The organism is Mesorhizobium sp. LNHC232B00 (assembly GCF_000502435.1).
GTDB classification, from domain to species: Bacteria; Pseudomonadota; Alphaproteobacteria; order Rhizobiales; family Rhizobiaceae; genus Mesorhizobium; species Mesorhizobium opportunistum.
In genome coordinates, this window is sequence record NZ_AYWP01000009.1 from 64,910 (window position 1) to 90,243 (window position 25,334).

The window sequence follows — 25,334 nt, forward strand, 5'->3', positions numbered from 1 at the left end:
GGCGTGTGCCGCCGGGTCCATCGCGTAGCGATTACTTCTGCAGCTCGGTCCAGATCTTAGTGTAGAGTTCCTGCGTTTCAGGCGGGCACATCTTCTGGAATTCGCCTTTCGGCTTGGCGTCGGCCGGAATGATGACTTCCGGCGCGTCCTTCATGTCGGCCGGCATGTACTTGTCCGAGCCGGTGATGGCGTTGGCATAGCGATGGAAGGCCGAGAGGCCAGCCGCGTTTTCCGGATCCATGATGAAGTTCTGGAACAGCTTGGCGTTCTCGACGTTCTTGGCTTCCTTGAGGACGACGACGTTGTCGCTCCACAGGCCGAAGCCTTCCTTCGGATAATTGTAGTGGATGGCCGGGTTGGCCAGCCGCTGGCGCAGCGCCGAGCCGTTCCAGTCACTGGTTGCCTTGAAGTCGCCGGCGCCCATCTTTTCGATGGTGTTGTATTCCATGGCGATCCAGTTCGGCTTGGCCGCCACCAGGAGGTCACGCACCTTCTTCAGCACCGCCTTGTCATCGGTGCACTGCTGGCCGCCGACATATTTGATCGCCGCGAAGATGACGTCGCCCATTTCCGGGACGACATTGACCTTGCCCTTCAGTTCGTCCGGCGTGTTGAAGACAATGCCCCACGTATCGGCCGGGCCCTTATAGGCATCGGTGTTGACGACGACGCCGATCGTGCCCCAGGCCCACGGCACGGAATATTTGCGGCCGGGGTCGAATTCAGGATTGGCCCATTCCGGCGCCACGTTCTTGAAGTTCTCCATCTTGCCCGGATCGGTCTCCAGCACGAGACCTTCCTTGATCCAGATCGGCACATAGGTCTGCGACGGAACCGCGATGTCGAAACCGGTGCCGCCCTGGCGAATCTTGGCAAGCGCGGTGTCGTTGGAATCGTAGTCGGTGATGGTCACCTTGACCTTGTATTTGTCCTCGAACTTCTTGATCACGTCGGGGCTGGTGTAGTTGCCCCAATTGTAGATGTTGAGCACGCCCTCGGCGCGGGCAAGCCCCGTCGATGCGAGCAACGCCAACCCCATGGCGGTCGCTGTTGTCTTCCAGTTCATCGTTCTAACTCCCATTTCAGGTTTCAGTCTCGTTTCCTGCTGACGAAGAAAAACAACGTGACGATCGCGACCGAAAGCAGCAGGAAAGCGGTCGATATCGCGTTGATCTCGGGTGTAATGCCGCGGCGGATCTGGCCGAGCATGTAGGTGGGCAACGTGTCCTGGCCGCCCGACTTGACGAACTCGGTGATGACGACATCATCGAGCGAGATGACGAAGGCCAGCATCAGTCCGGCCAGGATGCCGGGCCACAAAAGCGGCAGCGTGATGCGGCGGAAGGTCTTCCATGGCGTCGCGTAGAGGTCGGCGGCCGCACGTTCCAGCGTCAGGTCCATATTCTCCAGCCGCGCCCGGATCGGCAGGTAGGCGAAGGGAATGCAGAACGCCGTATGCGCGGCGACCAAATAGCCGATCCCCGAATAACCGGTGAAGATCTTGATGCGCGAGAAGAAGATCAGCAGCGCCACGCCGGTGACGATCTCGGGCACCATCAGCGGCTGGTTGATCGCCGCGTATTTGAAGGTAAGGCCGGGATAGGATGCCGTGCGCGTGGTGGCGAGCGCGGCCATGGTGGCGAAGATGGTCGAAAGCACCGCCGCGATGGAACCGATCTGGAAGGATCGCAGCGTCGCATCGATGACCTGCGTGTTCTGGTATGCCGACTGGAACCACTTGAACGAAAACCCGCCCCATTCCGATGTCGAGCTGGCCGCGTTGAAGGCGTAGATGACCAGCACGATGATTGGCAGATAGAGCACGACGAAGCAGGTCGCGGCGATCGCCGTGAACCCCGGCTGGTGCTTGATGGAGAAGTTGTCAGCCATGACGCACTCCCGACTTGCCGGCATTGCGCACATAGGCAAGCAGCGCCACCATGACGATGATCATCACCGTGATCGACAGCGCCGAGCCGAGCGGCCAGTTGCGGCCCTGGCCGAACTGCAGTTCGATCAGGTTGGACAGCATCATGTTCTTGCCGCCGCCAAGCACGCTCGGCGTCACATAGGCGCCAAGTGCCGGGATGAAGACCAGGATCGAGCCGGCGATCACGCCGGGTTTGACCAGCGGGAAAATGATCTTGCGCAGCACCTTGAAGCGTGTCGCGTAGAGATCATAGCCCGCCTCGACCAAACGAAAATCGAGCTTCTCCATGCTGGCATAGATCGGCAGCACCATCAGCGGCAGGTAGACATAGGCCATGCCGACCAGGATCGCCGTATCGGTGTAGAGGATCTGGATCGGCGCCGAGACGATGCCGAGCTTCAAGAGGATCGTGTTGATGATGCCTTCGTTGCGGATGATCTGCAGCACGGCGAAGGTACGGATCAGGAGGTTGGTCCAGAACGGGATGGTGATCAGGAACAGCCAGAGATCCCTCGTCTTCTCGCTGCGCGTCGCCATGAAATAGGCGGTCGGGAAACCGAGCGCCAAGGTCGCGAGCGTCGTCACCACCGCAAGCTTGACCGAACGCCAGAGGATGGTGACATGCGCCGCCGCGAGCGAAAGCGTATCGTCGAAAATGTCGCGCTCCAGCAGCACCGATGTCCAGGCGTCGGACGAGAACTGCCATTTCACGTCGCCATAGGCGCCGGGCGTCAGGAACGAATAGACAAGCACGATCAGCAACGGGCCGGTCGCGGCAAACAGAATGACCAGCAGCGCCGGTGCTGACAACAGCCAGCGGTCACGCACATCGCGCCGCTCCGCTGCCTTGGCGACTTCTTCCGCGGTCGCCATCAGTCCCTCAGCACTTGCGCGGCGTCGTTGCCGATCATGATGCCGACCTTGTCGCCGCGTTCGAAACCGCAGCCGGCGCTGCGCGTGTTCTGCTGGCGCACGGTGAAGGCCTCGCCGCTGTCGAGCTGGACATGGATATGCGTATCGGTGCCGAAATAGACGATGTTTTCGACCGTGCCCGCGAGGTCGCCCTTGTCCTTCGTCAGCTTGGCATGCTCGGGCCTCACCACCACGGTGGCGTTGTCCTTTGGCTGGAAGCCTTCGGCAACGGTCGCCTCGATGGCCGTGCCGGATTTGAGCGTCGCGCGCGCCCTTCCGTTGCCGATGCCCGATATCGCTGCGGTGAGGAAGTTGGTTTCGCCGATGAAGTCGGCGACGAAGCGTTCCGCCGGCTTGTCGTAAATGTCCCAGGGCGAGCCGACCTGCAGGATCTTGCCCGACGACATCACCGCGATGCGGTCCGACATCGTCAGCGCTTCTTCCTGGTCGTGGGTGACGAAGATGAAGGTGATGCCGGTCTCGTGCTGCAGCCGCTTCAGTTCGATCTGCATCTCTTTGCGCAGCTTGTAGTCGAGTGCGGACAGCGGTTCGTCGAGCAACAGCACTTTGGGCTGCGGCGCCAGCGCCCGGGCCAGGGCCACGCGCTGCTGCTGGCCGCCGGAGATCTGGCTGGTGCGCCGGCCCGCCAGCGCTTCCATCTTGACCAGCTTCAGCATCTCGGCGACGCGCGCCTTGATCTCGGCCTTGGGCTTACCCAGCATTTCCAGGCCGAAGCCGATATTGTCGGCCACCGTCATGTGCGGAAACAGCGCGTAGGACTGGAAGACGGTGTTGACCGGCCGCTTGAAGGGCGGCAACGGTGCGATGTCCTGGCCGTAAAGCAGGATCTCGCCGGCGGTTGGAAAATCGAAGCCGGCGATCAGCCGCAGCAGCGTGGTCTTGCCGCAGCCGGATGGTCCCAGCAGCGTGAAGAACTCGTTTTCGCGGATGGTCACCGAGACCGTATCGAGGGCAGCGACCTGCCCTTCCCCTGATCCGAAAATTTTACTGACGTTTACGACTTCAATTGCATTCCGATCCGGTTTTTCCGGCACGATACGCCTCACTGTTGACCCCGCTCTTGCTGGCGAGGTTTTTCCCCTGTTGGATGTGACCACACGGCCGGTAGGTTGGCAAGTCCGGCATTGAATCACAGTTCAGTAGTCATTCATCCGGCTAGCAAGCCGCATGCCATTGTCAGGCCTGGTAGGTGACCTTGCCGCCGCAGATCGTCGTCACCGGCCGCAGTCTGTGCAGTTCGGCCGGCGCGGTCCTCTCGATATCATCGGACAAAACCACCAGATCGGCCATATAGCCTGGTTTCAGCATACCCTTGCGGTGCTCGGCGAACTCCGCATAGGCACCCTCCACCGTGTACGCGGTGAGCGATTCATGCAGCGAGAAGCTCTGGTCCGGGTCGCTTTCTGCCCATGGTTTGCGCATCACTGCCGCCTGAATACCCAGGATCGGATCGATCGGCGACACCGGCCAGTCCGATGCGAACACGACATGCGCGCCGGCATTCTTCAAGGTCCGCCAGGCATAGCTCAGCGGCCAACGGGCCGGCCCGATGCGCGACACGGTCGGCTCCAGCGGAAAATCCATGGCGCCGGGCGGATGCGGCGGCTGCATGGAAGCGATGACACCGAGTTCGGCGAAGCGCGGCACGTCCGATGTGGTTATGACCTCGATATGTTCGACGCGATGCCGGCTGTCGCGCTTGCCATTGGCCTTTTGCGCCGCCTCGTAGCCGTCGAGCACGGCGCGGACGGCGCCGTCGCCGATCGAGTGCACGGCGATCTGCAGTCCACGTCTGTCGACGGCAACCGCCAGATCGATGAACTGCTGCGGCGTGAACAGTGGCTCGCCGACCCAGTCGGTGCGATCGGCATAAGGCTCGACCATCACCGCCGTCCAGGAATCGAGCACGCCATCGTAGAACACCTTGACCATGCCCGAGGACAGCCACTCGCTGTTGTAGCGCTCGGTCATCACGGACGCCTTGTCGAGCATGTCGAGCGTCATGAAATTCTTGTAGTGGAACGGGATCTGGACGCGGCAGGGCAAGCCTTCCGCGGCCTCGATCTCGGCCAGCAGCTCAAGCTGGTAGAGATTGCCGTCCATGTTCTGGATCGAGGTGATGCCGTGGCGCGCGCACCAGGCAAGCCCGCGCCGCATGATGTCGCGGTCGGCGGCGCGTTCTTCAGCCGACGGCATCGGGTCCGGCTCGCCGCCTGTCGCCAGCCCCAGCCGCACCCGGCTCTCGCCGGCAAGGTCGAGCACCGGACCGAAGGCCTCGCCCTCGCGCAATTCACCCGCCGCCAGGCCATCGTCACCCATGACGATCTCGTTGCCCGGACCAAGCGTGCGTCCGTGCAGGATGCCGGCCATCTCCAGCGCCCTGGTGTTGGCCCACATCGTGTGATGGTCGGGCGCGGCCATGCAGAAGGGCCGGTCCGGCAGGATTTGATCGAGATGGTGGCGCGTCACCGGCTCGCTGCCAAGCACGGTGTAGTCGACGCCCTGCCCGACCAGCATCGTGGCATGGGGCCGTGTCGGCGCATAGTCGCGGATCGCCTTTTGCAACGCCTCGAAGCCATGGACACCGCCAAGCTGAAGATGCGCGAGCTCGGCCCCGCCGGAGAACAGATGCATGTGGGCTTCGATGAAGCCCGGGATCACCGAGCCGCCCTTGGCGTCGATCACCTTTGTGGCCGGACCTTTAAGCTCTTCGATGGAGGCACGGCTGCCGATGGCGGCGATGGTGCCGTCCTTGACGGCAACGGCCTCGGCGGTGGGATTGTCATCGTCCATGGTCAGCATATGACCATTGATGACGATCAGATCCGCATTGTGACCCGCACCTGTGACAGACATCGCGACTCCGCGCTTTTGACGACTGACTGAGACCGGCAATCCTCTTGTCCGACAAGCTGCCACGTCACCGCAGCGGCGCTATCGGACGAAAAATGATGCCAGTGCGCTGTCTCTGGAAATTCCCCTTGTGATCCCTGAAAACAGCGTGGATAAAAGAATGCGACTAATTATTCGCGTTTGTCAACGTACCGAATTTCGAATGTATTGGACAGCACCTGCACCCGTATTGAGACCCGGCAGGGAACGAGGACATCGAGCAGTGAAGCGCAGTCTCAGCCGCGAAACCAGGATGGCGCTCGAACCGCGCAAGCAGCCGCGGCAACAGCGGTCGAGCAAGGTGGTCGACCGGATTCTCGACGCGGCGCTGGTCTTGACGCGGGAGCAGGGAACCAAGGCGCCGACGACGCTCGCCATTGCCCGGCGCGCCGGCCTGTCGGTCGGTTCGGTCTACCAATACTTTCCCAACAAGGAAGCCATTCTCCTGGATCTCGCCCGACGCTGGCTGTCCTCCTTTCCCGAGGTGATCGCGAGGCGCATCGAGGTCGCCCCGCCCACCAACCGCGACGAGTTTCGCCAGGAAGTGCGCAAGCTCTTCATCGACACGTCCACGCTTTATCGCGACAACGCCACCCTGATGCCGGTGATCGAGGCTATTTCCGGTAACGCCGACCTCAGGCCGATCCAGGACGAATATGACGAGCAGATCATTGCCCTCTACGCCGCATGGCTGCAGCATGTGAATCCAGCGCTTGAAGACGAGATCGCCAGCCGGCTCGGCGTGCTGATGATGGATGTCGGGCACGCCTGCCGGCTCGTGGGGCTGAAAAGAGATCGCAAGACATACGACCTCATCGAGGACGATGTGGAAAGAATGTGGCTCGCTTTGGTGACCCCCTATCTCAACCTTGACTGATTTCGTATTTCGAGAGGAATTTTATGAAGACTGTCTATTCGCCGCTTCATGCCGGCCATGCCGGCCAGATGGAACTGGTCACATCGGCGATCGTGCCGGGTTTTGAAAAGCCCTCGCGCGCCGAATTCATCAAGGCGCGGGTCGAAAGCGAGAAGCTCGGTCCGATCGTCCTGCCGCTCGAGCACGATCTTGCCGCCGCCAAACGCATTCACAAATCGGACTATATCGACTTCCTGCCGACAGTTTGGCCGCAATGGGTGGCCTCCGGTCACGAGGGCACGGCCATGCCCTTCACCTGGCCGACGCGCGGCCTGCGCGGCGACGTGCCGCCGAAGCGTGTCGATGCGCTGCTCGGCTACTATTCTTTCGATGCCGGCGCCACCTTCGTCGAAGGCACGTGGGCGGCGATCAAGTCGTCCTATGACGTGGCGCTCACCGCCGCCGGTCTGGTCAAGGCCGGCGAAAGGTCCGCCTTCGCGCTCTGCCGTCCGCCCGGCCATCATGCCGGCGCCGGCTTCATGGGCGGCTATTGTTACATCAACAACGCCGCCGTCGCGGCGCAGTGGTTCCGCGATCAGGGTGCCAAGCGCATCTCGATCCTGGATGTCGACTATCACCACGGCAACGGCACGCAGGAGATCTTCTATGACCGCGCCGACGTGCAGGTTCTCAATCTGCATGGCGACCCGATGGTCGAATATCCGTTCTTCCTCGGCCATGCCGACGAGCGTGGCGCCGGCGCGGGCGAAGGCTTCAACATCAACTATCCGATGCCCTTCGGCACCGGCTGGGATGCCTGGAACGCCTCGCTGGAGGACGCCTGCGCCAGGCTCGCCGCCTACGCGCCCGACATCGTCATCGTCTCGCTCGGCGTCGACACCTTCGAGAAGGACCCGATCAGCCAGTTCAAGCTGACCAGCCCCGACTATCCCAAGATCGGGCGCCGCATCGCCAAACTCGGCCTGCCGACGCTGTTCGTCATGGAAGGCGGCTATGCCGTCGAGGAGATCGGCATCAACGCCGTCGGCGTGCTGACCGGTTTCGAGGATCGGTAGACCTTCTCGCAAGCACAGCGACAGGCACGAAAGAAAAGGGCGCGTGGCCGCCCTTGTTCGCAGGCTACGCCGCGGTGCCAGTGCCTGGCGCGGCCATCGGCGCCACTGGCTTGCGTGACCGCCCGAGATAATAGACCGCCGCCGCAGCGATGACGCCGGCGGCCAGGATGCCAACCGCCAGAACCGGCCGATACCAGAACCAGGCAATCGCGATTGTCGTCGTGCCGACCAGGATCGCCAGGAAGAAGGCGATGATGCCGGTTCCCATCCGCGCCATGCTGCCGAGGAACGGGATGACGTCGAGGATCACGCCAATCGGGCTGAGGAACAGGGCAAAGCCGATCGTCAGGAGCAGCAGGCCAGCGGCACGCAGCAGCCAGGTGATCAGCGTGTTGGCGCTGACCGCCTCGGCGAACATCTTGTCGGCCGGTACCTGGCCCATATCGACCATCAGCAGCGCATCGCCTGCCTCGGTCTGGTAGGACTCGAACCGGCTGCCGGCCTGGCGCGCGACAATGCTCACCACGCCGAGCGGCGCAAGCTCGTAGCCGATGCGGTAGTCGCCGAGCGCCGGCGTTGTGTTGTCGGTACCGAGATAGATCCTGCCGTCGACGATGCTGAGCGGCTTCGTACCGGTGTAGGCGGCCTTTATCGCGGCCGACTGGCTTGGCGATAGCGAAAGATCCTTGTCGCCCTCGATGCGATCCAGCACCGGCGCATCGAGATCGAAGGCGACGAGCTTGCCTTCCGGAATCTGGAAGGTCCGGCTGTGGATCGCCATCGGCGGATTCTGATGGCCATCAGGCTTCTTGAAATCCGACGAGTCGATCTGGCTGTCGTCCCACACCTTCGAATAGCTGTAGGTCGTCTCCGTCTCCTCGCCGCCGCCGAGCTTCTTGGTGGTCTCGGATTTGGAGTCTTCCTTCCACTGATACATCTCGACGCCGCGCGACAGGCGCAGGCCTTGCGCAGCGATCCCGAAATCCGGATCCGACAGCCCGCTATCGGCTGTCACCGGCCCGCTGACATGCACTAGTTTGCCGTCATTGGCGGCGTCGACACTGTCGGCGCCGGCCGAGACGACGGCGCCGGCGCCCTCGGCCAGCGAGCGCGCCGTCTGCACCGCGCGGCCTTCGTTCCAGAACAGCCCGATCACCATCAGCACGACCAGAAGCAGGCCGAATACGACCCCGCCGACAGCCCGCTTGATCCGCCCGAACCACGAGACGGACGTAACTTCCCGAAATGAATCGCTCATTGTTTCCCCCGAAACCGGACCATGCCATGAGCCTGCGTACGACTGCCCCGACGACTTCGTCAGTCATGCCGTCTACAGGCTCGATTGCCGGAGATGCCCACCCCTTCGGCATTTCGAATCTATCGCAACGGGCGGGCCGCCGATATGGCCGGCTTGCGCAGTCCCGACATTTTCACGCCTCGAAGGCTACGAAAATCGCCTCCTGAGTCGCACCTGAGTCCATCAGATTCGATTTTGTCAAATCGCGTTTGATGTCGGATTCATCTGCGGGTAGATTAGACCCGAATCAGCCGGTCCTCGGGGGGCGCGGCGACCACCCAAAGTCTCACGTTCCGGAAATTTTCCGGCGCCAGACGCGGACGGCTTCGCGTTCCCTGAATGGATTCCGTCTGATTGGGCGCGGCCCCGCGCCTCGTGTGTGTCTCGTAAAAGTAACGCGTTTTCGGGTTCGGCGGCTGGCTCTCCAGCATCCGGACATCAGAATCGATTCCGGCCAAAAGCAACAGATGAGCAGTCCCGCCGCGCTTCTTCAATCCGACACATTAGGCTCGCGCCTGACCTCGCGCGGTGATCTCACCAGCTTTTTCATGGAATTGACCGCCGAGATCGGCGCCGACAGCTACATGCTGGTCGCCATCGTCCATGACCAGGACCGCAACGACGCGCGCATCGTCTCCTCGAACTGGATATTCGACGCTATCGAATTGATCGGCAAGCGGCTGATCGCCGGCCTTGCCCAGGGCGCGCTCACCGTTGCGCCCGGTATCCGTCCAAGGCCGCTGGTGGCGGCGCAGGCGCCGGATGCGGATGGACTGGTCTCCGGTGAAGAGGCACGCCTGCTCGACGTACTCGGCCATGCCGAGATTTATTCGCTGCGGCTGAATGTCGGTCGTCAGCGCCTGTTCGCCCTGTTCTCGGCGGCAAGTGCCGGCAAGATCGACCAGCCGGCGCTGATGAAGGCGCAACTGAAGTGCTGCTATGCGCTCTCGCACATTCCGCAGTTGATCGCCGCCGCCGCCATGCAGGATCCGCTGTCGGACCGCGAGCGCGAATGCCTGTTCTGGGTTTCGGAGGGCAAGACCACCGATGAGGTCGCCGTCATCCTTGGCGTCTCGTCCAACACCGTCAACAGCTACATCACCCACGCCATCCAGAAGTTCGCCGCCAGCAACCGCGCGATGGCCATCGCCACGGCGATCAGGAGTGGCATCATTTGAAAAACGCCGACATCAAGGAAGCAGCCGAAGCCCTTTTCAACGAGCAGCGCAACCCGTTCGGCGCCTTCTCGCTCGGCTCCGAAACGCATCACGCGGTCACCATTCCCGATGCCGTGCGCCGCTGCCGCTGGATATCGGTCGACATCAACGCCTCGGCCTTCGGCCTGTTCTTCGTCAGCCCGTCACCGGAGCGGGCACGGCTGGTCCCGTGTTTCGATTCCGACTATCCCGGCATCGCGGTGGCGACGAAGTTCATCTCAGGCGCCAATGGCGAGGAGATCGTGCGCCACACCCGCAACTCGACGGAGCCGCGCTGGTGGACGGATGACGGCGTCGCGGCGATGGCTGAGATGTTCGGCAAACTCGCCTGGACCGAACAGATCACAGCGCTGGCGCCCGGCACCAGCGGTATCGCCCTTCCCGTCCATGCCGACCGCGGCCAGTGCGGTCTCGTCGTCTTCCTCGGATCGGAGATCGCCCTCCCCCAGGATACGCTCTACGAAATCCATGCCCGCTGTTTTTCGCTGTTCGCCGCTGTCGCCCGGATCCGCCCCAGCGATGCCGGCAGGATGCGCGCCATCTCCAAGCGCGAACTCGAATGCCTGAAGCTGACCGCCAACGGCAACACCAGCGAAGAGATCGCGCGGCTGCTGAAACTGTCGGTGCACACCGCCAATCAGTACCTGACCCAGTCGACGCAGAAGCTCAACGCCGTCAACCGCAACCAGGCGGTGGCCAAGGCGCTACGGCTCGGTTTGATCGAGTAGCGGTCAAGGTCTGTTGAGGTTCAGGTATCAGCGATTTGCAGGCCGGCATCACCTGAATATCAATAGGCCTAGAAGGCCAGCGGCTCGACCCTGCGGATACGGGCCTCTTCGATCACGGTCTCGAGCAAGGCCGTGTTGTGCTCGGGATCTTCGCCCGGCTTCTCGAACGACACGTAGTTGACCACAACCGAGTTGCCGTTCTCGCTCAGCGTCAGCTGGAAATAGACCGTCGCCCCGGGTGGCCGCAGTTCCAGGTCGAGCACGATGCGCGGGCTGCCGCTCCAGTCGACATGCGCCTCGCCGCCATGGCCGAGCCTGAGCGTGCCGGGCATGAAGAACAGCTCCGCCGCTGAATCGACCAGATCCGACAGGCAGGCGAAATGCTCCAGCCGGATGAAGGCGATATAGTCGGCGACATCGATCAGCCTCAGTTCGCCCACCACTTGCTCGATGGCGCTGGCGACGATGATCTCGCGGGATTTTGCGTGCGGTTGGCGGTTCATGAAATCTGTCCGCGCTCAGCCTTTTTCGAGTAGACGATCCGCACCAGTTCGGCGACGGCCTGGTAGAATTGCGACGGGATCACATTATCGACCGAAACTTGCTTGTACATGGAGCGGGCAAGCGCCACGTCCTCGAAGATCGGGATGTTGTGTTCCCTGGCGATCTCGCGGATTTTCAGCGCCACCAGATCCTGTCCCTTGGCCACGACGAGCGGCGCCGAATCCTCGTCGCGCACATATTTCAGCGCGATCGAGAAGTGGGTCGGGTTGGCGATGATCAGCGTCGCGCGCGGCACCGCCGTCATCATCCGCTTGCGCGCGCGGTCGCGTGCCAGCGAGCGCAGCCGCGACTTGACGATCGGGTCGCCCTCGGACTGCTTGAACTCGTCCTTGACCTCCTGCTTGCTCATGCGCAGGTCCTGCTTCCAGTGGAAGCGCGACCAGACGATGTCGATCGCCGCGATCAGGCCCATGACGAAGACGATCGCCACCAATATGTCGACCGCGATGCCGCGGATGACGAGGCCGAAGGCAACGGGATTTGTGATCATCCCGGCAAGCAGCTTGCGGTGATCTTCCGACAGCGTGAAGGAGAGCACGGCAATGGCGAAGCCGACCTTTCCCAGGGATTTCAGGAACTCGACCCAGCCCTGAACGCCGAACATGCGGCTCCAGCCCTTGACGATCGAGATGCGGGAAAACTGCGGCCTGATGCGCTCGCCGACGATTTGCGGCATGTTCTGCAGCACCGAGGCGCCGATGCCGGCGACGGTCAACAGCACCAGCAGGCTGACGAGGGCGCGGCCCACTTCCAGCATGACGAGTTTGTAGAGCGCGATGACATCGGTCTCGGTGTCCATCGGCCAGGCTTCCGGCTTCTCGAGAAACGTCGCCAGGAACATGCCGAGGTCGATGATGGCATCCTTGGCATAGAAGACGGTGAACACCAGTATGGCGACGAAGGAGGCGAGAAGCGCGGTTTCCCTCGAATGGGGCAGCTTGCCCTGTTCGATGGTGTCGCGGATCTTCTTTTCCGTCGCCTCCTCGGTTTTCGAATCCTTGTCGACGGCGTCGGACATGCCTTAGGCGGCGTCCTGCGTCGAAGGAAGTTCGAACGCGCCTTCGCGCGACAGACGGATCGTCGTCGTCACGATGGTCTTGCGTGCCGCCGTGATGTCGGCGGCGGGGATGCCTTCCGACCCCTCCCCGAGTTCGGCTTCGATCATGCGTCGCGACCGTGCGCCGATCGCCGACAGCACCGCCTCGGCGAGCGCCGCAGACGTGCCGCGCAACGCCAGCGTGACAAGTTCGGTCGACAGTCCGTCGAACAGCAGCACGCGTGCCTTCTGCGTAAGCAGCGGCAGGTCGTCGAAAGCGAACAGTCGCGCGCGCACGCCGTCGAGATCGGGCGTACCGGCGGCTTCCAGATCCTGCATGACCTCCTCGAGCAGCGGCTTGTCCAGTTCATTGAGCACGCTGGCGACGCGTGCCTGCCCCACCGACGTATCCTTGGTCGAGGTCTCCGCCAGCACGCTGGTGCGCAGCCGGTTCTCGACAATCCTGGCCGCGGCATCCGGAACATTGGCCATGGTCACCATGCGCTTGATGATTTCGCCACGCATCGGCTTGGTCAGGGTCAAAAGCACCCCCGCCGCCGTCTGCGGCGCCAGCTTCGACAGCACCATGGCCGCCGTCTGCGGATGTTCGCCGGCCAGGAACGTACCCAGCCGCGCCGGCTCGAGCTTCTCGAGCTCGGGCCAGATCGGTGGTGGGCCTTCCGGAGCGACCTCGAATTTCTTGTCGCCCATGATCGCGCTCATCTCTTCGGGCGAGAGCGATTCATTGAGGATCGTGTCCATCCTGTCGGCGGAATCGAGCAAGCCCGCGCCCTCGGTGAATTCGGCCTCAAATTCGGCGACGATGCGCTCGAGATCGCTCTGTGGAATGGTCCTGAGCAGCCGCGCACCCTCGATCAGTGCCTTCAGCTCCTCCTGCTTGAAGAATTTCAGGAGACGGCTGGCCGACGGCTTACCCATCGCCACCAGGATGGCGGCCGCCTTCTGCGCGCGCGTCAGGGTCGCCGGCGTCGTCATATTGCCTCTCGCCTCCGCTGCCACCGGCAAGCCCCGCAAACCATGTCTAGGCGCCCTTCGTACCGGCGATGATTTCGGTCAGCCTGATGCCGAAGCGCGAGGGATCGCTTTCCAGCACCGTGATCTCGCCACGCGCGATCTTGCGGCCGTTGACGACGACGTCGACCGGTTCGCCGATGCGGCGGTTGAGCGCGACCGTCGACCCTTTCTGCAACGCCATCAGGTCGGACACAGCCATCTCGGTACTGCCGAGAATGATCTGGACATCGACGGGGATGTTCATGATGACGCTGGAATTGGCTCCTGCCGCGGCCCGGAAGGCTGCGTCTGGGCGCTGTTCCTCTTCATGCAGGACCCCGCGCAATTCCTCGATGGCGCGGTCGAGCTGCTCGTCCGGCTGGTCGAGGTCTGGTTCTGCCTTGGTCTTGGCCATGTATCGTCTCCAAATGCTCAGGCGCGCCCGGCGCCAGCCGGCATCAACCCGTCGATAAAGTCTTGCCCGGCATCGAAGGGATGCCTGATCCGGACGGTGTAATTCTGTCCCAGTTTGCCGAACTCGCATACGAACAGCGTCTGGCCGCGCGCGCTGAGGCGAGCCCGCGATTGCGCCGTTTCCTCGAAATCGATGACCTGGCCCACTTCCAGCCTCGCAAGGTCGCCCAGCGTCAGCCGCGCCAGCGGCATGGTGGCTTCGAGCGCCACCGTCGAGCGCATCACCTCTTCAGAAAAGCGTGCGCGCCAACTGGTGCCGGGATCGGCCTCGCTGGCGCTGGCGATACCGTCGCGGCCGGCCAGCACGATACGCTGCGGCATCGTTACCGTGATGCTGCCACTGTCGACCGGCGTCGAGATGCCAAGGACGATGCGAATTGCCGCGCCGTCGCGCAAAACATGCCGCCTGGCCTCGATGCCGGACATGGCCCGCGGGGCCGGCAGTCGCAGTTCGAGCGAGCGCTGCCCCGATCCGTTCAGCGCCTGCGCTACCTCCTGGAAAACCATGGTCGAGACATCGGCCTCGAGCGGCGACAGGTCGCGCTCGATCGGCGATACCGGCATGTCCGGGTCGCCGCCAAACAACGTGGAAACCATGATCGCGATCGCGGCTGCGTCGATGACGAGTGTCATCGCGTCCGACGACGCCGGTGAGCCGACCACGGTCATGGCGAAATTGTCGCCGGCGCGCGAGCGCGCCTCGGTAACGCGGCTGACCTCGACCGCCTTGAGATCGACGATGACGGGGACGCCAAGCCCGCTCGACAGCCCCTTGTGCAGCAGCGGCACGGCGCGTTCGGCCATGGCACGGCCGGCGTCGATGACCTGATCGGCCTCGCCGCTGTCACCGACCAGACGCTCTATGATCAGCGAGCGCGCTTGCGCGGGGCTGCCTGGACTGGTCATGACCGTGTGGGCACCGATCTGTCGTGCATCGCTCAGGCGGCCTTCTTCTCGGCGGCGCCGGTGTTCATCGTGCTCTGCTCGACGGCGTCGATGGTCGGCCGCTCATAGGACGAGATGGTCTTGCGGCCGAACTCGATCGCCACCTGCGGCAGGGCGCCGTTCATGTAGGCGAGCAGGGTCTGCTTGACGATAATGTAGAGGCGGTTCTTCTTCTCGCGCACCGTCTTGATCTTGGTGGCGACAGGCCCGACCACCGCGTAGGACAGGAAGATGCCGAGGAACGTGCCGACCAGGGCGGCGCCGATCAGGCCGCCGAGGATTTCCGGCGACTGGTCGAGCGCGCCCATCGCCTTGACCACGCCAAGCACAGCAGCAACGATGCCGAGCGCAGGCAGGCCGTCGCCGACCGCGACCAGCGCGTGATAGGCCTTCATCTTGTCGGACTTGATGGTTTGGATTTCCTCGTCCATCAGCGCCTCGATCTCATGCGAGCGGGCATTGCCGATGATGATGATGCGGCAGTAGTCGCAGATGAAGGCCATCAGATCGTGGTTCTTGAGCACGGTCGGAAAGGCTTGGAAGATCGCTGATTCTTCCGGATTGTCGATATGCGCCTCGACCTCGCTGCGCGATTTCGAGCGCAGCTCGCGCATCAGGCTGTGCAGCACGCCGAGCGTCTCCAGGTAATCCTGTTCCTTCGGCACCGCCTGCTTGAAGGCCTCGAGGATGCCCCTGCCGGTATCCTTGACCGTCTTCATCGGATTGGCGACCAGGAAGGTGCCCAGTGCAGCGCCGCAGATGACCACGGCTTCCCACGGCTGGACCAGCACGTGCAGATGCCCGCCCATGGCCATGAAGCCGCCGAGGACGCAGCCGAGCGTTACCACCAGTCCAATCAGAATGCCCACGACAGGTCCTTCCGCATTTCACATCAGGTGCAAGGGATAGTCCCCGTGCCTTGTGTGAGGCTTGAATCGGAGCCGCCATGGAACCGAATTGAGGCGATTCAGTTTCGCGCAAGGAAGTGGCGCTATCGTGCTGGCATTGCTTCGGCCGGAGGCGCGTCCTTGCTCAATACCTTTACCAGCTACCAGTTGATCACCAGAGACATCTCAAAGTCGATCGACCGGATCGAGAAACAGCCGACGGTCGATCGCGATACGCAATATTATCTCGCCAACATCACCAAGGTGAAATCGATCGACGATTTCGTCAAAAACGATCGGTTGTTCAAATATGCCATGAAGGCCTACGGGCTTGAAGACATGGACTACGCCAAGGCGTTCATGGTCAAGGCGCTCAAGGAAGGCGTCACCAATCCCGACAGTTTCGCCAACAAGCTGACCGACAAGCGCTATGCCCAGTTCGTCAGCGCATTTAATTTTGCCGCCAACGGCGCCGATGCGACGATCTACAACAAGGCGCAGCAGCTGGTGACGAAGAACTACGCCACGCAGGCGCAGATCGCCGGTCTCGATCCGAATTCCGACTATGTGAAGGGCGAGACGACCTATTATCTCGCCAACATCACCAAGGTGAAGTCCGTCGACGATCTGATGTCGAACAGCCGGCTCTACACCTACGCGCTGGCTGCATATGGTCTGGACTCCGCGACCGAGGACAAGGACCTGATCAAGCAGGTCCTGCAAAGCAAGGTGAGCGACCCTGACAGCGTCGCCAACAAGCAGACGAACCCAGCTTACGCGGGACTGGCTTTGGCCTTCAATTTCGAAGCCAATGGCGAGAACGCCACCACCATCAATCCCGCGCAGCAGCCGACCGTCGACAAGTATCTGCGCCAGACGCTCGAAGAGGATGCCGGCCAGACCAATCAGGGCGTGCGGCTGGCGCTTTATTTCCAACGCAAGGCGCCTGACATAACCAGCTGGTACGACGTGCTGGCCGACACCGCTCTTGCCAGCGTCGTGCGCACCGCGCTCGGCCTGCCCGATTCCTTTGCCACCGCCGATATCGACAAGCAGGCGCAGTTGTTCGAGCAGAAGCTCGACCTCACGGACTTCACCGACCCCGCGAAGCTCACCAAGTTCCTGACCCGCTTCACCAGCATGTATGAGATCAACAACCCGACCTCGACCGCGGTGTCGTCGATCAGCGTGCTCTTCGCCAAGCCGGTCACGTCGGGCATCTCCACCGACCTGATGATGGCCATGCAGAAACTGAAGTTCTGACCATGCGGGACAGTCTCTACGTCGCCCTTTCCGCGCAAATGGCGCTCGAGCGCCGGCTCGACACGATCGCCGACAATGTCGCCAACGCCAATACTGTCGGGTTTCGCGCCACGGGCGTGAAATTCGAGGACGTGGTGTCCGGCACCGGGCAGAAGTCGGTCTCCTTCGCTTCGTCCGGCAAGACCTATCTTTCCGGCGCCCACGGCCCCTTGACCGAGACCGGCAACCCGTTCGATTTCGCCATCCAGGGCGACGCCTGGTTCGCCATCGACACGCCCGCCGGCCCCGTCATGACCCGCGACGGCCGGTTTTCCATGAACGAGAATGGCGAGCTGATGTCGATCGAGGGCCATCCGGTGCTCGATGCCGGCGGCGCGCCGATCCAGCTCGACCCGCGCAACGGCCCGCCCAAGGCAGGGGCCGACGGCTCGCTGCGCCAGAACGACCAGCTTGTCGGCTCGATCGGCCTCTACAATTTCGATCCGGGCGTAAACTTCGTGCGCTATGGCAATTCGGGCATCGTGCCGGCACACACGCCCGAACCGGTCACCGATCGCTCCGATGTCGGCATCGCCCAGGGCTTCGTCGAGGAGTCCAACGTCAATCCGGTGCTGGAGATGACGCGGCTGATCATGGTCCAGCGCGCCTTCGAAAACACCGCGGCCCTGATGCGGCAGACGGAATCCTCCACCGACGAGGCGATCAAGACGCTCGGCTCGAAGTAGCATGTCGCTCCAACAGCCATCCATCCGCGCACCCGAGAGACAGCTGCAGCCGGCGCCGGAAGACCGTCTGGCCGCGCTCGAGCGTGTATGGCGCCGATTCAGCGGCGCCGACGGGCTGGTCAAGCGCGGCGGCCTCGTCACCGAAGTCACGCCCACGCACTACAAGGTGCGCGGCCTTTCCGATTTCGCTCGGTTGGGCGATATCGTCGAGCAGCGTGGCCTGGCCGGCGCGCGCCGCGGCGAGATCGTCAAGATCAGCCGCGACGAGGTTGTCGTAGCCCCCTTCGAACGCAGTGCCGATGCCGGTATCGGCGATGCCGTCTTCCGCCGCGGCCCGCTCGCCGTGGCTCCGCACGGCTCGTGGCGCGGCCGCACCATCGATGCGCTGACCCGGGCGATCGACGGAGGCCCGCCGCTCGTCAGGGGTGACGACATGGCGGCCAACGCCACCACGCCCGGCGCCATGGCCCGGCAGCGGGTCGGAACGGCGTTCATGACCGGCGTCAAGGTCATCGACATCTTCACGCCGCTGTGCCTGGGCCAGCGCCTCGGCGTCTTTGCCGGCTCCGGCGTCGGCAAGTCAACGCTGCTTGCCATGCTCGCCGGTGCCGACGCTTTCGACACCGTCGTCGTGGCGCTGATCGGCGAACGCGGCCGCGAGGTCCGCGAATTCCTCGAGGATACGATCGGCGACAGCATGGCCAAGACCGTGGCCGTGGTCGCCACCAGCGACGAGAGCGCCATGATGCGCCGGCGCGCACCCGACACCGCCATGCGTGTCGCGGAGCACTTTCGCGACCAGGGCCACCGTGTGCTCCTGGTGCTGGATTCGATCACCCGCTTCGCCCATGCTTTGCGCGAAGTGGCAACGGGAACCGGCGAGCCGCCGGTCGCCCGCGGATACCCCGCCTCGGTTTTCACCGAACTGCCGAAGCTGCTTGAGCGAGCCGGGCCAGGAGCCGAGGGAAAAGGCTCGATCACCGCCATCATTTCCGTGCTGGTCGATGGCGACGACCACAACGATCCGGTCGCCGATTCCGTGCGCGGCATCCTCGACGGCCATGTCGTGCTCGACCGCGCGATCGCCGAACAGGGACGCTATCCGCCGGTCAATCCGCTGTCGTCCATATCGCGTCTGGCTGGCAAGGCGTGGAGCCTCGAGCAACGCGCCCTGGTGACCCGGCTGAAGTCGATGATCTCGCGCTTCGAGGACACACGCGACATTCGCCTGCTCGGCGCCTATCAGGGTGGCGTCGATGCCGAACTCGACATTGCCGTGCGCCAGGTGCCGCTGATCTACGAGGCGCTGACGCAATCGCCCAGGGACCGTCCTTCGACCGATCCGTTCTCCGACCTTGCCCGTCATCTCAAGGGAAAGCAGAATGCCGAACCAGGAGAGTGAACGACAGTACACCGAACGCGTCCTGCGCGAGATGATCGCCGAGGCGAACGCCGCGGAGGAAGCCAGGACACGGGAAGCGAATGCGGCCAAGGCAAAAGCCGCTCGTGCCATAGCCGCCAAGGCCGAGGCCGTTCTGGCCAGGGCTGTCAAGCCGATCCTGCCCAGGGCCGGCAGAGCCGAGCCTATCGTGCCCAGGATTGTCGAACCCACCCTGCACGAGGTTCCTCATGCAGAGGCTGCCGAGATGGCGCAGGCCAGCCGCAACTTGCTGATCGACGACCTGTTCCGCGTCACCGAGTGGCCCCAGCCGCCAAAGGCGCAATTTCCCAGGGTGGGCAAGAAGCCCGACCGGCGAAGCGATGTCGTCATTGCCGCGCTCGGCATTGCGCTGGGTCTCACCTGCGCCCTGTTTCCCTGGTACATCTTCTTCAATCAGGACCAGTTCGGCGTCCAGGCGATCAAGTTCGGCGGCACCGGCACCAATTCGGGGCGCGAGGGTGGCGGCGTGGTCGCCGAACGCAGCGCTCCGCTGACGGCGAAGGACGTTCCCAACGCCAATCTCGACCTGTTTGCCACGGCAACGGTGCAGGACGATTCAAGGCCGGCATCGCCGCCCGGCGATCAGCCCTTTCCTGCCGACGTCGCGAAATTCCGTATGGTGCACGTCGCCAACGGCCGCGCCATGATCGAGGACGACACCGGCCTGTGGCTCGTCCAGCGCGGCTCGAAATTGCCCGATTCCAGCAAGGTGTCGGCGATCGAACAGCGCAACGGCAAATGGGTCATGCTCACCAGCACCAACCAGGTGATCGAGCTTTCCAGGTAGTCGACGCGGTTTGTCCTAAATCAAAGGGGTAAGCCTGATGCCTGGACAAACAATGCCCGTTTGTCCGAGAAAACCGGGTCACGCTTTTGGGCATCCCGCTCTAGCGGTCGTCCGCAAGGTCCGCGCAAGACTGGCGGCCTAGTCTCTGGGGCATCTGCCCGGAGATTCCCATGGAGCCCGTTTCCCTTTTCGATCTCGCCGCCAAGCAAGCGCAGTGGCTGGCCGTGCGCCAGTCGGCGATCGCCGGCAACATCGCCAACGCCAACACGCCGGGCTACACGGCAAACGATGTCGAGCCGTTCGAAAAGGTGCTCGACCGTGCCGCGGTGTCGCTGCAGGCCACCCAGGCCGGCCATCTTGGCAGCGCTGCCACCAACGCCGGCTTCGCCATCAAGCCGCAGGAAGACGACGGTGTTGTCATGCCCTCCAAGAATTCGGTGGTGCTCGAGGACCAGCTTCTCAAGGCCGGCGAGGTGCGCCGTTCCTTCGAGCTCAACACGGCCATCGTCAAGGCGTTCCACTCGATGATGATGATGGCGGTTAAGAGCTGACCATGGACGCGCTGACCGCAGCCCTGAAAGTCGCAGCATCCGGCCTTGGCGCCCAGTCCGAACGCCTGCGCGTTGTTTCTGAAAACCTCGCCAATGCCCAGTCGACCGGCGCCACGCCCGGCTCCGACCCGTATCGCCGCAAGACCATCAGCTTCGTTTCCGAACTCGACCGGGCCTCGGGCAGCTCGACCGTCGAAGTGAACTCGATCGACCGCGACCCGAGCGACTTTCCCGTCGAATTCCAGCCCGGCAACGAAGCCGCCGACGAGAAGGGCTACGTCAAGATGCCCAATGTCAACGTGCTGATCGAAATGGCCGACATGACCGAGGCCAACCGCTCCTACGAGGCCAACCTGCAAGTCGTGAAGCAGGCGCGCGACCTCATTTCCATGACCATCGACCTGATGAGGAACCAATGATCGTGAACGGCATCGGCGCGCTTAACCTGAAGCCGGGTCTGGGCGACACTACGACTGACCTGCTTCAAGGCGGCGTTGCGCCCGCGGCGCCCGGCAACCTTGGCACGTCCTTCGCCGAGGCGCTGAGCCGGGCCGCCTCCAAAACCGTCAGCACGATGCAGAATGCCGAGCAGGTGTCGATGCAGGCACTCAAGGGCGACGCCGATACCCGCCAGGTCGTCGATGCCGTGATGAGTGCTCAGCAGGCGCTCCAGACCGCCGTCGCCATCCGCGACAAGGTCGTTTCGGCCTATCTCGAAGTTAGTCGTATGGGCATCTGAGGAACAGGCCATGAAAGCACTCGCCATCGCCGCCACCGGCATGAATGCCCAGCAGACGAATCTGGAAGTCATCGCCAACAACATCGCCAACATCAACACCACCGGCTACAAGCGGGCACGCGCCGAATTCTCCGACCTGCTCTACCAGGTCGACCGCACGCAAGGCGTGCCCAACCGCTCCAACGCCTCGCTGGTGCCGGAAGGCGTCTCGATCGGCCTCGGCGTCAAGACGACGGCCGTGCGCAACGTCCACACCCAGGGCGAACTGACCAGCACCGGCAACAGTTTCGACATGGCGCTCACCGGCCGGGGCTGGTTCCAGATCGAGGGCGCCGATGGCGGCACGCTCTACAGCCGCGCCGGTGCCTTCAACACCAACGCCACCGGCCAGTTGGTGACCGTGGACGGAGCCAGTGTCATTCCGGCCATCAACGTGCCTGTCGATGCCGTCGAGGTCATCGTCAACAAGACCGGCCAGGTCTTCGCCCGCATCGACGGCCAGACCGACCTGCAGAACCTCGGCCAGCTTCAGATCGCGAACTTCGCCAACGAGGCGGGCCTCGCCCCGCTCGGCGACAACCTTTTCCAGGAAACGACCGCCTCCGGCCCGGCCAATGTCGGCGTCCCCGGCGACCCCGGCTTCGCCACCATCCAGCAGGGCTATCTCGAGGCCTCCAACGTCGATCCGGTCAAGGAAATCACCGAGCTGATCTCGGCGCAGCGCGCCTATGAGATGAACTCCAAGGTCATTCAGGCCGCCGACGACATGGCCTCCGTCGTCTCCAAGAACATCAGGTAACGATGGCCATGCCGATCTCCTGCTCCGCATTCCGCCGCACCGCGCTCGTCCTTGCGCTGGTGACCGGTGGCATGCCGGCTTTCGCCCAGGAATCGACAAACCAATCGACAGGTCAATCGGCAAACCAATCGGCTACTCAGATCGCCAGCAATCAATCCGGCGGCGAGGTCGTGCTGATCCCCAACCGGGTCATCTATCCCGGCGAGACCATCGAGCTCACCGCCTTGAAACAGGTGACCCTGATCCCGGGCAAGCACAAGCCCGAGGCGATGGCGACGCTGGCCGAGGAACTCCAGGGCAAGGTCGCCAAACGCACGCTGCTGCCCGGCCGCTATATTCCTTCGACAGCCGTTCGCGATGCCTGGCTGGTCGAACAGGGCGCAGCCGTGCAGGTCTTCTTCATCTCGGGCGGCCTGACGATATCGGCCACCGCCGTGACATTGCAGCCAGGTTCCGCCGGCGACCTCATCAAGGTTCGCAACAGCGACAGCGGCAAGATCCTCTCCGGCACGGTGATGGCCGACGGAACCATCCAGGTCAGCGCTTCATGATGCGTCCGCTTGCCCTTCTGCTGGCGGCCTTGCTCGGCCTGCAGCCGGCGCTGGCCGACGGCCTGACACCCAAGGCCAAGCGCGAACTTGCGGCCAGGAATGGCGGCGTCTACGACGATCCCGAATATGATCCGGCCACCACCACCCGCATGTTCCGCGTTTCGCCCGGGCCAAGCTCGCTGCCGCCTGGCCAGGTCGCCTCGCGCATCAAGGACATCGCCCAGCTGCAGAGTTCGCGCGACAACCAGCTCGTCGGCTACGGCCTGGTCATCGGGCTTGCCGGATCGGGCGACAGCCTGCGCAATTCGCCGTTCACCGAACAGTCGATCCGCGCCATGCTCGAAAACCTCGGCATCGCCACCGAAGGCGGTAGCGCACGCGCCAAGAACGTCGCCGCCGTCATCGTCACCGCCAACATGCCGCCCTATGTGCAGTCGGGCGCGCGCATCGACATCGACGTCTCCTCGATGGGCGACGCGACCTCGCTTGCCGGCGGCACGCTGATCATGACGCCGCTGAAANATCGACATCGACGTCTCCTCGATGGGCGACGCGACCTCGCTTGCCGGCGGCACGCTGATCATGACGCCGCTGAAAGCGGCGGACGGCGAGATCTACGCCGTCGGCCAGGGCGCGGTCATCGTTTCGGGCTTTACCGCCCAAGGGCAGGCCGAGCAATTGACGCAAGGCGTGCCGACCGCCGGCCGGGTGCCGAACGGCGCCATCGTCGAGCGTTCGGTGAAAGCCGAGTTCGACGACCAGGCGATCCTCACGCTGCAATTGCGCAATCCCGATTTTTCGACCGCCATCCGCATCGCTGACGCAATCAACGACTACACCAGCCAGCGCTTCGGCATGCGCGTGGCGGGCGAGCGCGATTCCCGAACCGTGCAGATCAGGCGGCCGAAGAATGTTTCGGCGGCGCGATTCTACGCCGAGATCGAGAATCTGGTGGTCGAGTCCGACACGCCGGCCCGCGTCGTCATCGACGAGCGCACCGGCACAATCGTCATCGGCAACGACGTCAAGATTTCGCGCGTCGCCATCAGCCACGGCACGCTGACCGTGCGCATTACCGAAGCGCCGCGCGTCGTGCAGCCCGAACCCTTCTCCAAGGGCGAAACCGCGGTCGAGCCGTTCACCGCCATCGACGCCAGCCGGCCGGACGCCCGTGTCGCCGTGCTGGACGGGCCGGACCTGCAGACCCTCGTCTCCGGCCTCAACCGGCTCGGCGTCAAGCCGGACGGCATCATTGCCATCCTGCAAGGCATCAAGTCGGCCGGCGCCCTGCAAGCCGATCTGGTTCTTCAATAGGCGATGCCGATGATCCTCTTCCTCTCATCCCATGAAAGACCTCGCTCCCGCGCCATCCTATTCGCGGCCGCGGCTCTCGCGGCCATGTCCGTTTCCGGCGGCGGAGCGCACGGCGAGGATGCCGTTCGGCAGGTTCTGCCAGGGGCGCAGCCTGCGGCGGCACCCCAGCAATTGACGCGGGAGAAGGCACCGGACCAGAGCGAGATCGAGCGCTTTTGCTCAAACATAGCCGACGCCGCCCGCGACCGCCGCTATGCCTTGCAGGCCGAGGAGCTGAAGCAGCTCCAGGCCGGCATCGACGAGCGCATGAAGGCTCTGGACGAAAAGAAGGCCGAATACGAGACCTGGCTGAAGCGGCGCGAGGTCTTCCTGGCCCGGGCAGAGGACGGCGTCGTCAAGATCTATGCCGGCATGAAGCCCGATGCCGCGGCCGAGCGCTTGGCAATCGTCAACGCCGACCTGGCCGCGGCCATCCTGATGAAGCTCGATTCGCGCAAGGCTGGCGTCATCCTCAATGAAATGGACCAGAAGGCGGCGGCGACGCTCACCGGCATCATGGCCAGCGCAGCCCGAAGGGTAGATCCGTCATGATCCGCAGAACGCTCATCCTGTTCGCGGTGGCTGCGTTGTCTGGCTGCGGCACCAATCTCAAGGAAGTCGGCAAGGAACCGGCGCTCTCTCCGGTTGGCTCCGGCATAGACGGCGGCGATACCGGGTCCCTTTACAAATATCCCGAGACGCCGCGCGCGCCGGTCAAGAAATTCTCGCTGTGGGACGATCGCCAGAGCCGGCTGTTCACCGACCCACGGGCACTGTCCCAGGGCGACATCCTGACCGTCAGGATCAAGATCAACGACCGCGCCAACTTCAAGAACCAGAACGACCGGAGCCGTACCGCCAACCGCAAGCTCGGTTTCGATATCAGCGCCCAATGGGACAAGATCGGCAGCACTGCCGGCAAAGGCGCTGGAGCGCTGAATTCCCAAACCGACACGACCGCCGATGGTGAGATAAAGCGATCCGAGACATTGGAGCTGAACGTGGCGGCCATCGTCACCGACGTCCTGCCCAATGGCAATCTGATGATCACAGGCTCGCAGGAAGTGCGTGTCAATGCCGAACTCAGGGTGCTGACCATCGCCGGCATCGTGCGGCCGGCCGACATCGGCGCCGAGAACACGATCCCCTACGAACGCATCGCCGAAGCGCGCATTTCCTACGGCGGACGCGGCCGTATCACCGAGGTCCAGCAACCCGCCTATGGCCAGCAGGTTCTCGACCAGGTTCTTCCGTTCTAGGATTGGGAAGCGAAAAC

General features: G+C 63.4%; 27 protein-coding genes and 1 pseudogene. 16 read left to right on the top strand and 12 right to left on the bottom strand.

The window, feature by feature from the left end; translation table 11 throughout:
- Positions 1 to 31: 31 nt before the first annotated feature.
- The 5 genes from X743_RS155660 to X743_RS155640 all read right to left on the bottom strand — a co-directional run bounded on the left by X743_RS155660 (position 32) and on the right by X743_RS155640 (position 5,719).
- Positions 32 to 1,066, bottom strand: a complete 1,035-nt coding sequence (locus tag X743_RS155660; RefSeq protein WP_023765725.1) for an extracellular solute-binding protein — start codon at positions 1,064 to 1,066, stop codon at positions 32 to 34.
- A 23-nt stretch (positions 1,067 to 1,089) separates the two neighbouring features.
- Positions 1,090 to 1,890, bottom strand: a complete 801-nt coding sequence (locus tag X743_RS155655) for an ABC transporter permease (protein ID WP_023765726.1) — start codon at positions 1,888 to 1,890, stop codon at positions 1,090 to 1,092.
- The gene (locus X743_RS155650; protein ID WP_023765727.1) at positions 1,883 to 2,803 is read right to left on the bottom strand and encodes an ABC transporter permease; all 921 of its coding nucleotides are present in this window, start codon (positions 2,801 to 2,803) and stop codon (positions 1,883 to 1,885) included. Before X743_RS155650 ends, X743_RS155655 begins: the two co-directional genes overlap by 8 nt.
- The gene (locus tag X743_RS155645; RefSeq protein ID WP_023765728.1) at positions 2,803 to 3,897 is read right to left on the bottom strand and encodes an ABC transporter ATP-binding protein; all 1,095 of its coding nucleotides are present in this window, start codon (positions 3,895 to 3,897) and stop codon (positions 2,803 to 2,805) included. The genes X743_RS155650 and X743_RS155645 overlap by 1 nt, the downstream gene beginning before the upstream one ends.
- Before the next feature lie 142 nt (positions 3,898 to 4,039).
- A complete protein-coding gene (locus tag X743_RS155640) occupies positions 4,040 to 5,719 on the bottom strand; it encodes an amidohydrolase (protein ID WP_023765729.1) in 1,680 nt (559 codons plus the stop codon).
- Between the two features lie 259 nt (positions 5,720 to 5,978).
- Here X743_RS155640 and X743_RS155635 point away from each other — a divergent pair, with 259 nt between their 5' ends.
- Positions 5,979 to 6,632, top strand: coding sequence for a TetR/AcrR family transcriptional regulator (locus tag X743_RS155635; RefSeq protein WP_023765730.1), 654 nt, complete (start codon positions 5,979 to 5,981; stop codon positions 6,630 to 6,632).
- Between the two features lie 23 nt (positions 6,633 to 6,655).
- Positions 6,656 to 7,687: a histone deacetylase family protein gene (locus tag X743_RS155630; protein WP_023765731.1), complete on the top strand. Its 1,032-nt coding sequence runs from the start codon at positions 6,656 to 6,658 to the stop codon at positions 7,685 to 7,687.
- Between the two features lie 64 nt (positions 7,688 to 7,751).
- Here X743_RS155630 and X743_RS155625 read toward each other — a convergent pair whose 3' ends face one another.
- Positions 7,752 to 8,945: a TMEM43 family protein gene (locus X743_RS155625; RefSeq protein ID WP_023765732.1), complete on the bottom strand. Its 1,194-nt coding sequence runs from the start codon at positions 8,943 to 8,945 to the stop codon at positions 7,752 to 7,754.
- 506 nt (positions 8,946 to 9,451) lie between these two features.
- Here X743_RS155625 and X743_RS155620 point away from each other — a divergent pair.
- Both X743_RS155620 and X743_RS155615 read left to right on the top strand, forming a co-directional pair.
- Complete coding sequence (locus X743_RS155620; RefSeq protein ID WP_023765733.1) at positions 9,452 to 10,162, top strand: helix-turn-helix transcriptional regulator; 711 nt, start codon at positions 9,452 to 9,454, stop codon at positions 10,160 to 10,162.
- Positions 10,159 to 10,929, top strand: coding sequence for a LuxR C-terminal-related transcriptional regulator (locus X743_RS155615; protein WP_023765734.1), 771 nt, complete (start codon positions 10,159 to 10,161; stop codon positions 10,927 to 10,929). Before X743_RS155620 ends, X743_RS155615 begins: the two co-directional genes overlap by 4 nt.
- A 68-nt stretch (positions 10,930 to 10,997) precedes the next feature.
- On the opposite strand, the gene X743_RS155610 is transcribed toward X743_RS155615, so the two are convergent.
- Genes X743_RS155610 through motA form a run of 6 tightly spaced genes read right to left on the bottom strand, consistent with a single transcriptional unit; the run spans position 10,998 to position 15,831 of the window.
- Positions 10,998 to 11,432 (bottom strand): hypothetical protein, encoded by a 435-nt coding sequence (locus X743_RS155610; protein ID WP_013893227.1) that lies wholly within the window; start codon positions 11,430 to 11,432, stop codon positions 10,998 to 11,000.
- Positions 11,429 to 12,511, bottom strand: coding sequence for a flagellar biosynthesis protein FlhB (gene flhB / locus X743_RS155605; RefSeq protein ID WP_023765735.1), 1,083 nt, complete (start codon positions 12,509 to 12,511; stop codon positions 11,429 to 11,431). Before flhB ends, X743_RS155610 begins: the two co-directional genes overlap by 4 nt.
- Positions 12,512 to 12,514: 3 nt before the next feature.
- Positions 12,515 to 13,525: a flagellar motor switch protein FliG gene (locus X743_RS155600; RefSeq protein WP_013893225.1), complete on the bottom strand. Its 1,011-nt coding sequence runs from the start codon at positions 13,523 to 13,525 to the stop codon at positions 12,515 to 12,517.
- 46 nt (positions 13,526 to 13,571) lie between these two features.
- On the bottom strand, positions 13,572 to 13,958 hold the full coding sequence (fliN, locus tag X743_RS155595; protein WP_013893224.1) for a flagellar motor switch protein FliN: 387 nt from the start codon (positions 13,956 to 13,958) through the stop codon (positions 13,572 to 13,574).
- Between the two features lie 17 nt (positions 13,959 to 13,975).
- Positions 13,976 to 14,923, bottom strand: a complete 948-nt coding sequence (locus tag X743_RS155590) for a FliM/FliN family flagellar motor switch protein (RefSeq protein WP_023765736.1) — start codon at positions 14,921 to 14,923, stop codon at positions 13,976 to 13,978.
- 32 nt (positions 14,924 to 14,955) lie between these two features.
- On the bottom strand, positions 14,956 to 15,831 hold the full coding sequence (gene motA, locus X743_RS155585) for a flagellar motor stator protein MotA (protein WP_023765737.1): 876 nt from the start codon (positions 15,829 to 15,831) through the stop codon (positions 14,956 to 14,958).
- Between the two features lie 159 nt (positions 15,832 to 15,990).
- Here motA and X743_RS155580 point away from each other — a divergent pair, with 159 nt between their 5' ends.
- From X743_RS155580 to flgH, 12 genes and pseudogenes are all read left to right on the top strand, one after another.
- Positions 15,991 to 17,112, top strand: a complete 1,122-nt coding sequence (locus tag X743_RS155580) for a DUF1217 domain-containing protein (RefSeq protein WP_023765738.1) — start codon at positions 15,991 to 15,993, stop codon at positions 17,110 to 17,112.
- A gap of 2 nt (positions 17,113 to 17,114) precedes the next feature.
- Positions 17,115 to 17,837: a flagellar basal-body rod protein FlgF gene (flgF, locus tag X743_RS155575; protein ID WP_023765739.1), complete on the top strand. Its 723-nt coding sequence runs from the start codon at positions 17,115 to 17,117 to the stop codon at positions 17,835 to 17,837.
- Between the two features lies 1 nt (position 17,838).
- Positions 17,839 to 19,239, top strand: coding sequence for a flagellar protein export ATPase FliI (gene fliI, locus X743_RS155570; protein ID WP_023765740.1), 1,401 nt, complete (start codon positions 17,839 to 17,841; stop codon positions 19,237 to 19,239).
- Positions 19,220 to 20,065: a hypothetical protein gene (locus tag X743_RS155565; RefSeq protein WP_023765741.1), complete on the top strand. Its 846-nt coding sequence runs from the start codon at positions 19,220 to 19,222 to the stop codon at positions 20,063 to 20,065. Before fliI ends, X743_RS155565 begins: the two co-directional genes overlap by 20 nt.
- Positions 20,066 to 20,235: 170 nt before the next feature.
- A complete protein-coding gene (gene flgB, locus X743_RS155560) occupies positions 20,236 to 20,616 on the top strand; it encodes a flagellar basal body rod protein FlgB (protein WP_013893217.1) in 381 nt (126 codons plus the stop codon).
- Positions 20,617 to 20,618: 2 nt separating this feature from the next.
- Positions 20,619 to 21,035, top strand: coding sequence for a flagellar basal body rod protein FlgC (gene flgC, locus X743_RS155555; protein WP_023765742.1), 417 nt, complete (start codon positions 20,619 to 20,621; stop codon positions 21,033 to 21,035).
- A complete protein-coding gene (locus X743_RS155550) occupies positions 21,032 to 21,355 on the top strand; it encodes a flagellar hook-basal body complex protein FliE (protein WP_023765743.1) in 324 nt (107 codons plus the stop codon). Before flgC ends, X743_RS155550 begins: the two co-directional genes overlap by 4 nt.
- Before the next feature lie 10 nt (positions 21,356 to 21,365).
- Entirely contained in the window at positions 21,366 to 22,154 is a 789-nt protein-coding gene (gene flgG, locus X743_RS155545) for a flagellar basal-body rod protein FlgG (RefSeq protein ID WP_013893214.1), read from the top strand.
- A gap of 2 nt (positions 22,155 to 22,156) precedes the next feature.
- Positions 22,157 to 22,705, top strand: coding sequence for a flagellar basal body P-ring formation chaperone FlgA (gene flgA / locus X743_RS155540; RefSeq protein ID WP_023765744.1), 549 nt, complete (start codon positions 22,157 to 22,159; stop codon positions 22,703 to 22,705).
- 149 nt (positions 22,706 to 22,854) lie between these two features.
- Positions 22,855 to 24,019, top strand: a pseudogene (locus X743_RS01000000168925) (flagellar basal body P-ring protein FlgI).
- Positions 24,020 to 24,022: 3 nt separating this feature from the next.
- The gene (locus X743_RS155535) at positions 24,023 to 24,610 is read left to right on the top strand and encodes a MotE family protein (protein WP_031257722.1); all 588 of its coding nucleotides are present in this window, start codon (positions 24,023 to 24,025) and stop codon (positions 24,608 to 24,610) included.
- Complete coding sequence (gene flgH, locus X743_RS155530) at positions 24,607 to 25,317, top strand: flagellar basal body L-ring protein FlgH (RefSeq protein ID WP_023765746.1); 711 nt, start codon at positions 24,607 to 24,609, stop codon at positions 25,315 to 25,317. The genes X743_RS155535 and flgH overlap by 4 nt, the downstream gene beginning before the upstream one ends.
- Positions 25,318 to 25,334: the final 17 nt, after the last annotated feature.

What these genes read in the sequence shown, in the direction of transcription:
- fliI (WP_023765740.1), top strand. Translation starts at nt 17,839, where the DNA reads ATGTCGCTCCAACAGCCATCCATCCGCGCACCCGAGAGACAGCTGCAG.
- X743_RS155660 (WP_023765725.1), bottom strand. Translation starts at nt 1,066, where the DNA reads ATGAACTGGAAGACAACAGCGACCGCCATGGGGTTGGCGTTGCTCGCA.
- flgB (WP_013893217.1), top strand. Translation starts at nt 20,236, where the DNA reads ATGGAGCCCGTTTCCCTTTTCGATCTCGCCGCCAAGCAAGCGCAGTGG.
- X743_RS155550 (WP_023765743.1), top strand. Translation starts at nt 21,032, where the DNA reads ATGATCGTGAACGGCATCGGCGCGCTTAACCTGAAGCCGGGTCTGGGC.
- X743_RS155590 (WP_023765736.1), bottom strand. Translation starts at nt 14,923, where the DNA reads ATGACCAGTCCAGGCAGCCCCGCGCAAGCGCGCTCGCTGATCATAGAG.
- flgF (WP_023765739.1), top strand. Translation starts at nt 17,115, where the DNA reads ATGCGGGACAGTCTCTACGTCGCCCTTTCCGCGCAAATGGCGCTCGAG.
- flgC (WP_023765742.1), top strand. Translation starts at nt 20,619, where the DNA reads ATGGACGCGCTGACCGCAGCCCTGAAAGTCGCAGCATCCGGCCTTGGC.
- flhB (WP_023765735.1), bottom strand. Translation starts at nt 12,511, where the DNA reads ATGTCCGACGCCGTCGACAAGGATTCGAAAACCGAGGAGGCGACGGAA.
- X743_RS155610 (WP_013893227.1), bottom strand. Translation starts at nt 11,432, where the DNA reads ATGAACCGCCAACCGCACGCAAAATCCCGCGAGATCATCGTCGCCAGC.
- X743_RS155650 (WP_023765727.1), bottom strand. Translation starts at nt 2,803, where the DNA reads ATGGCGACCGCGGAAGAAGTCGCCAAGGCAGCGGAGCGGCGCGATGTG.
- X743_RS155535 (WP_031257722.1), top strand. Translation starts at nt 24,023, where the DNA reads ATGCCGATGATCCTCTTCCTCTCATCCCATGAAAGACCTCGCTCCCGC.
- X743_RS155640 (WP_023765729.1), bottom strand. Translation starts at nt 5,719, where the DNA reads ATGTCTGTCACAGGTGCGGGTCACAATGCGGATCTGATCGTCATCAAT.
- fliN (WP_013893224.1), bottom strand. Translation starts at nt 13,958, where the DNA reads ATGGCCAAGACCAAGGCAGAACCAGACCTCGACCAGCCGGACGAGCAG.
- flgG (WP_013893214.1), top strand. Translation starts at nt 21,366, where the DNA reads ATGAAAGCACTCGCCATCGCCGCCACCGGCATGAATGCCCAGCAGACG.
- flgA (WP_023765744.1), top strand. Translation starts at nt 22,157, where the DNA reads ATGGCCATGCCGATCTCCTGCTCCGCATTCCGCCGCACCGCGCTCGTC.
- X743_RS155630 (WP_023765731.1), top strand. Translation starts at nt 6,656, where the DNA reads ATGAAGACTGTCTATTCGCCGCTTCATGCCGGCCATGCCGGCCAGATG.
- X743_RS155600 (WP_013893225.1), bottom strand. Translation starts at nt 13,525, where the DNA reads ATGACGACGCCGGCGACCCTGACGCGCGCGCAGAAGGCGGCCGCCATC.
- X743_RS155625 (WP_023765732.1), bottom strand. Translation starts at nt 8,945, where the DNA reads ATGAGCGATTCATTTCGGGAAGTTACGTCCGTCTCGTGGTTCGGGCGG.
- X743_RS155565 (WP_023765741.1), top strand. Translation starts at nt 19,220, where the DNA reads ATGCCGAACCAGGAGAGTGAACGACAGTACACCGAACGCGTCCTGCGC.
- flgH (WP_023765746.1), top strand. Translation starts at nt 24,607, where the DNA reads ATGATCCGCAGAACGCTCATCCTGTTCGCGGTGGCTGCGTTGTCTGGC.
- X743_RS155655 (WP_023765726.1), bottom strand. Translation starts at nt 1,890, where the DNA reads ATGGCTGACAACTTCTCCATCAAGCACCAGCCGGGGTTCACGGCGATC.
- X743_RS155620 (WP_023765733.1), top strand. Translation starts at nt 9,452, where the DNA reads ATGAGCAGTCCCGCCGCGCTTCTTCAATCCGACACATTAGGCTCGCGC.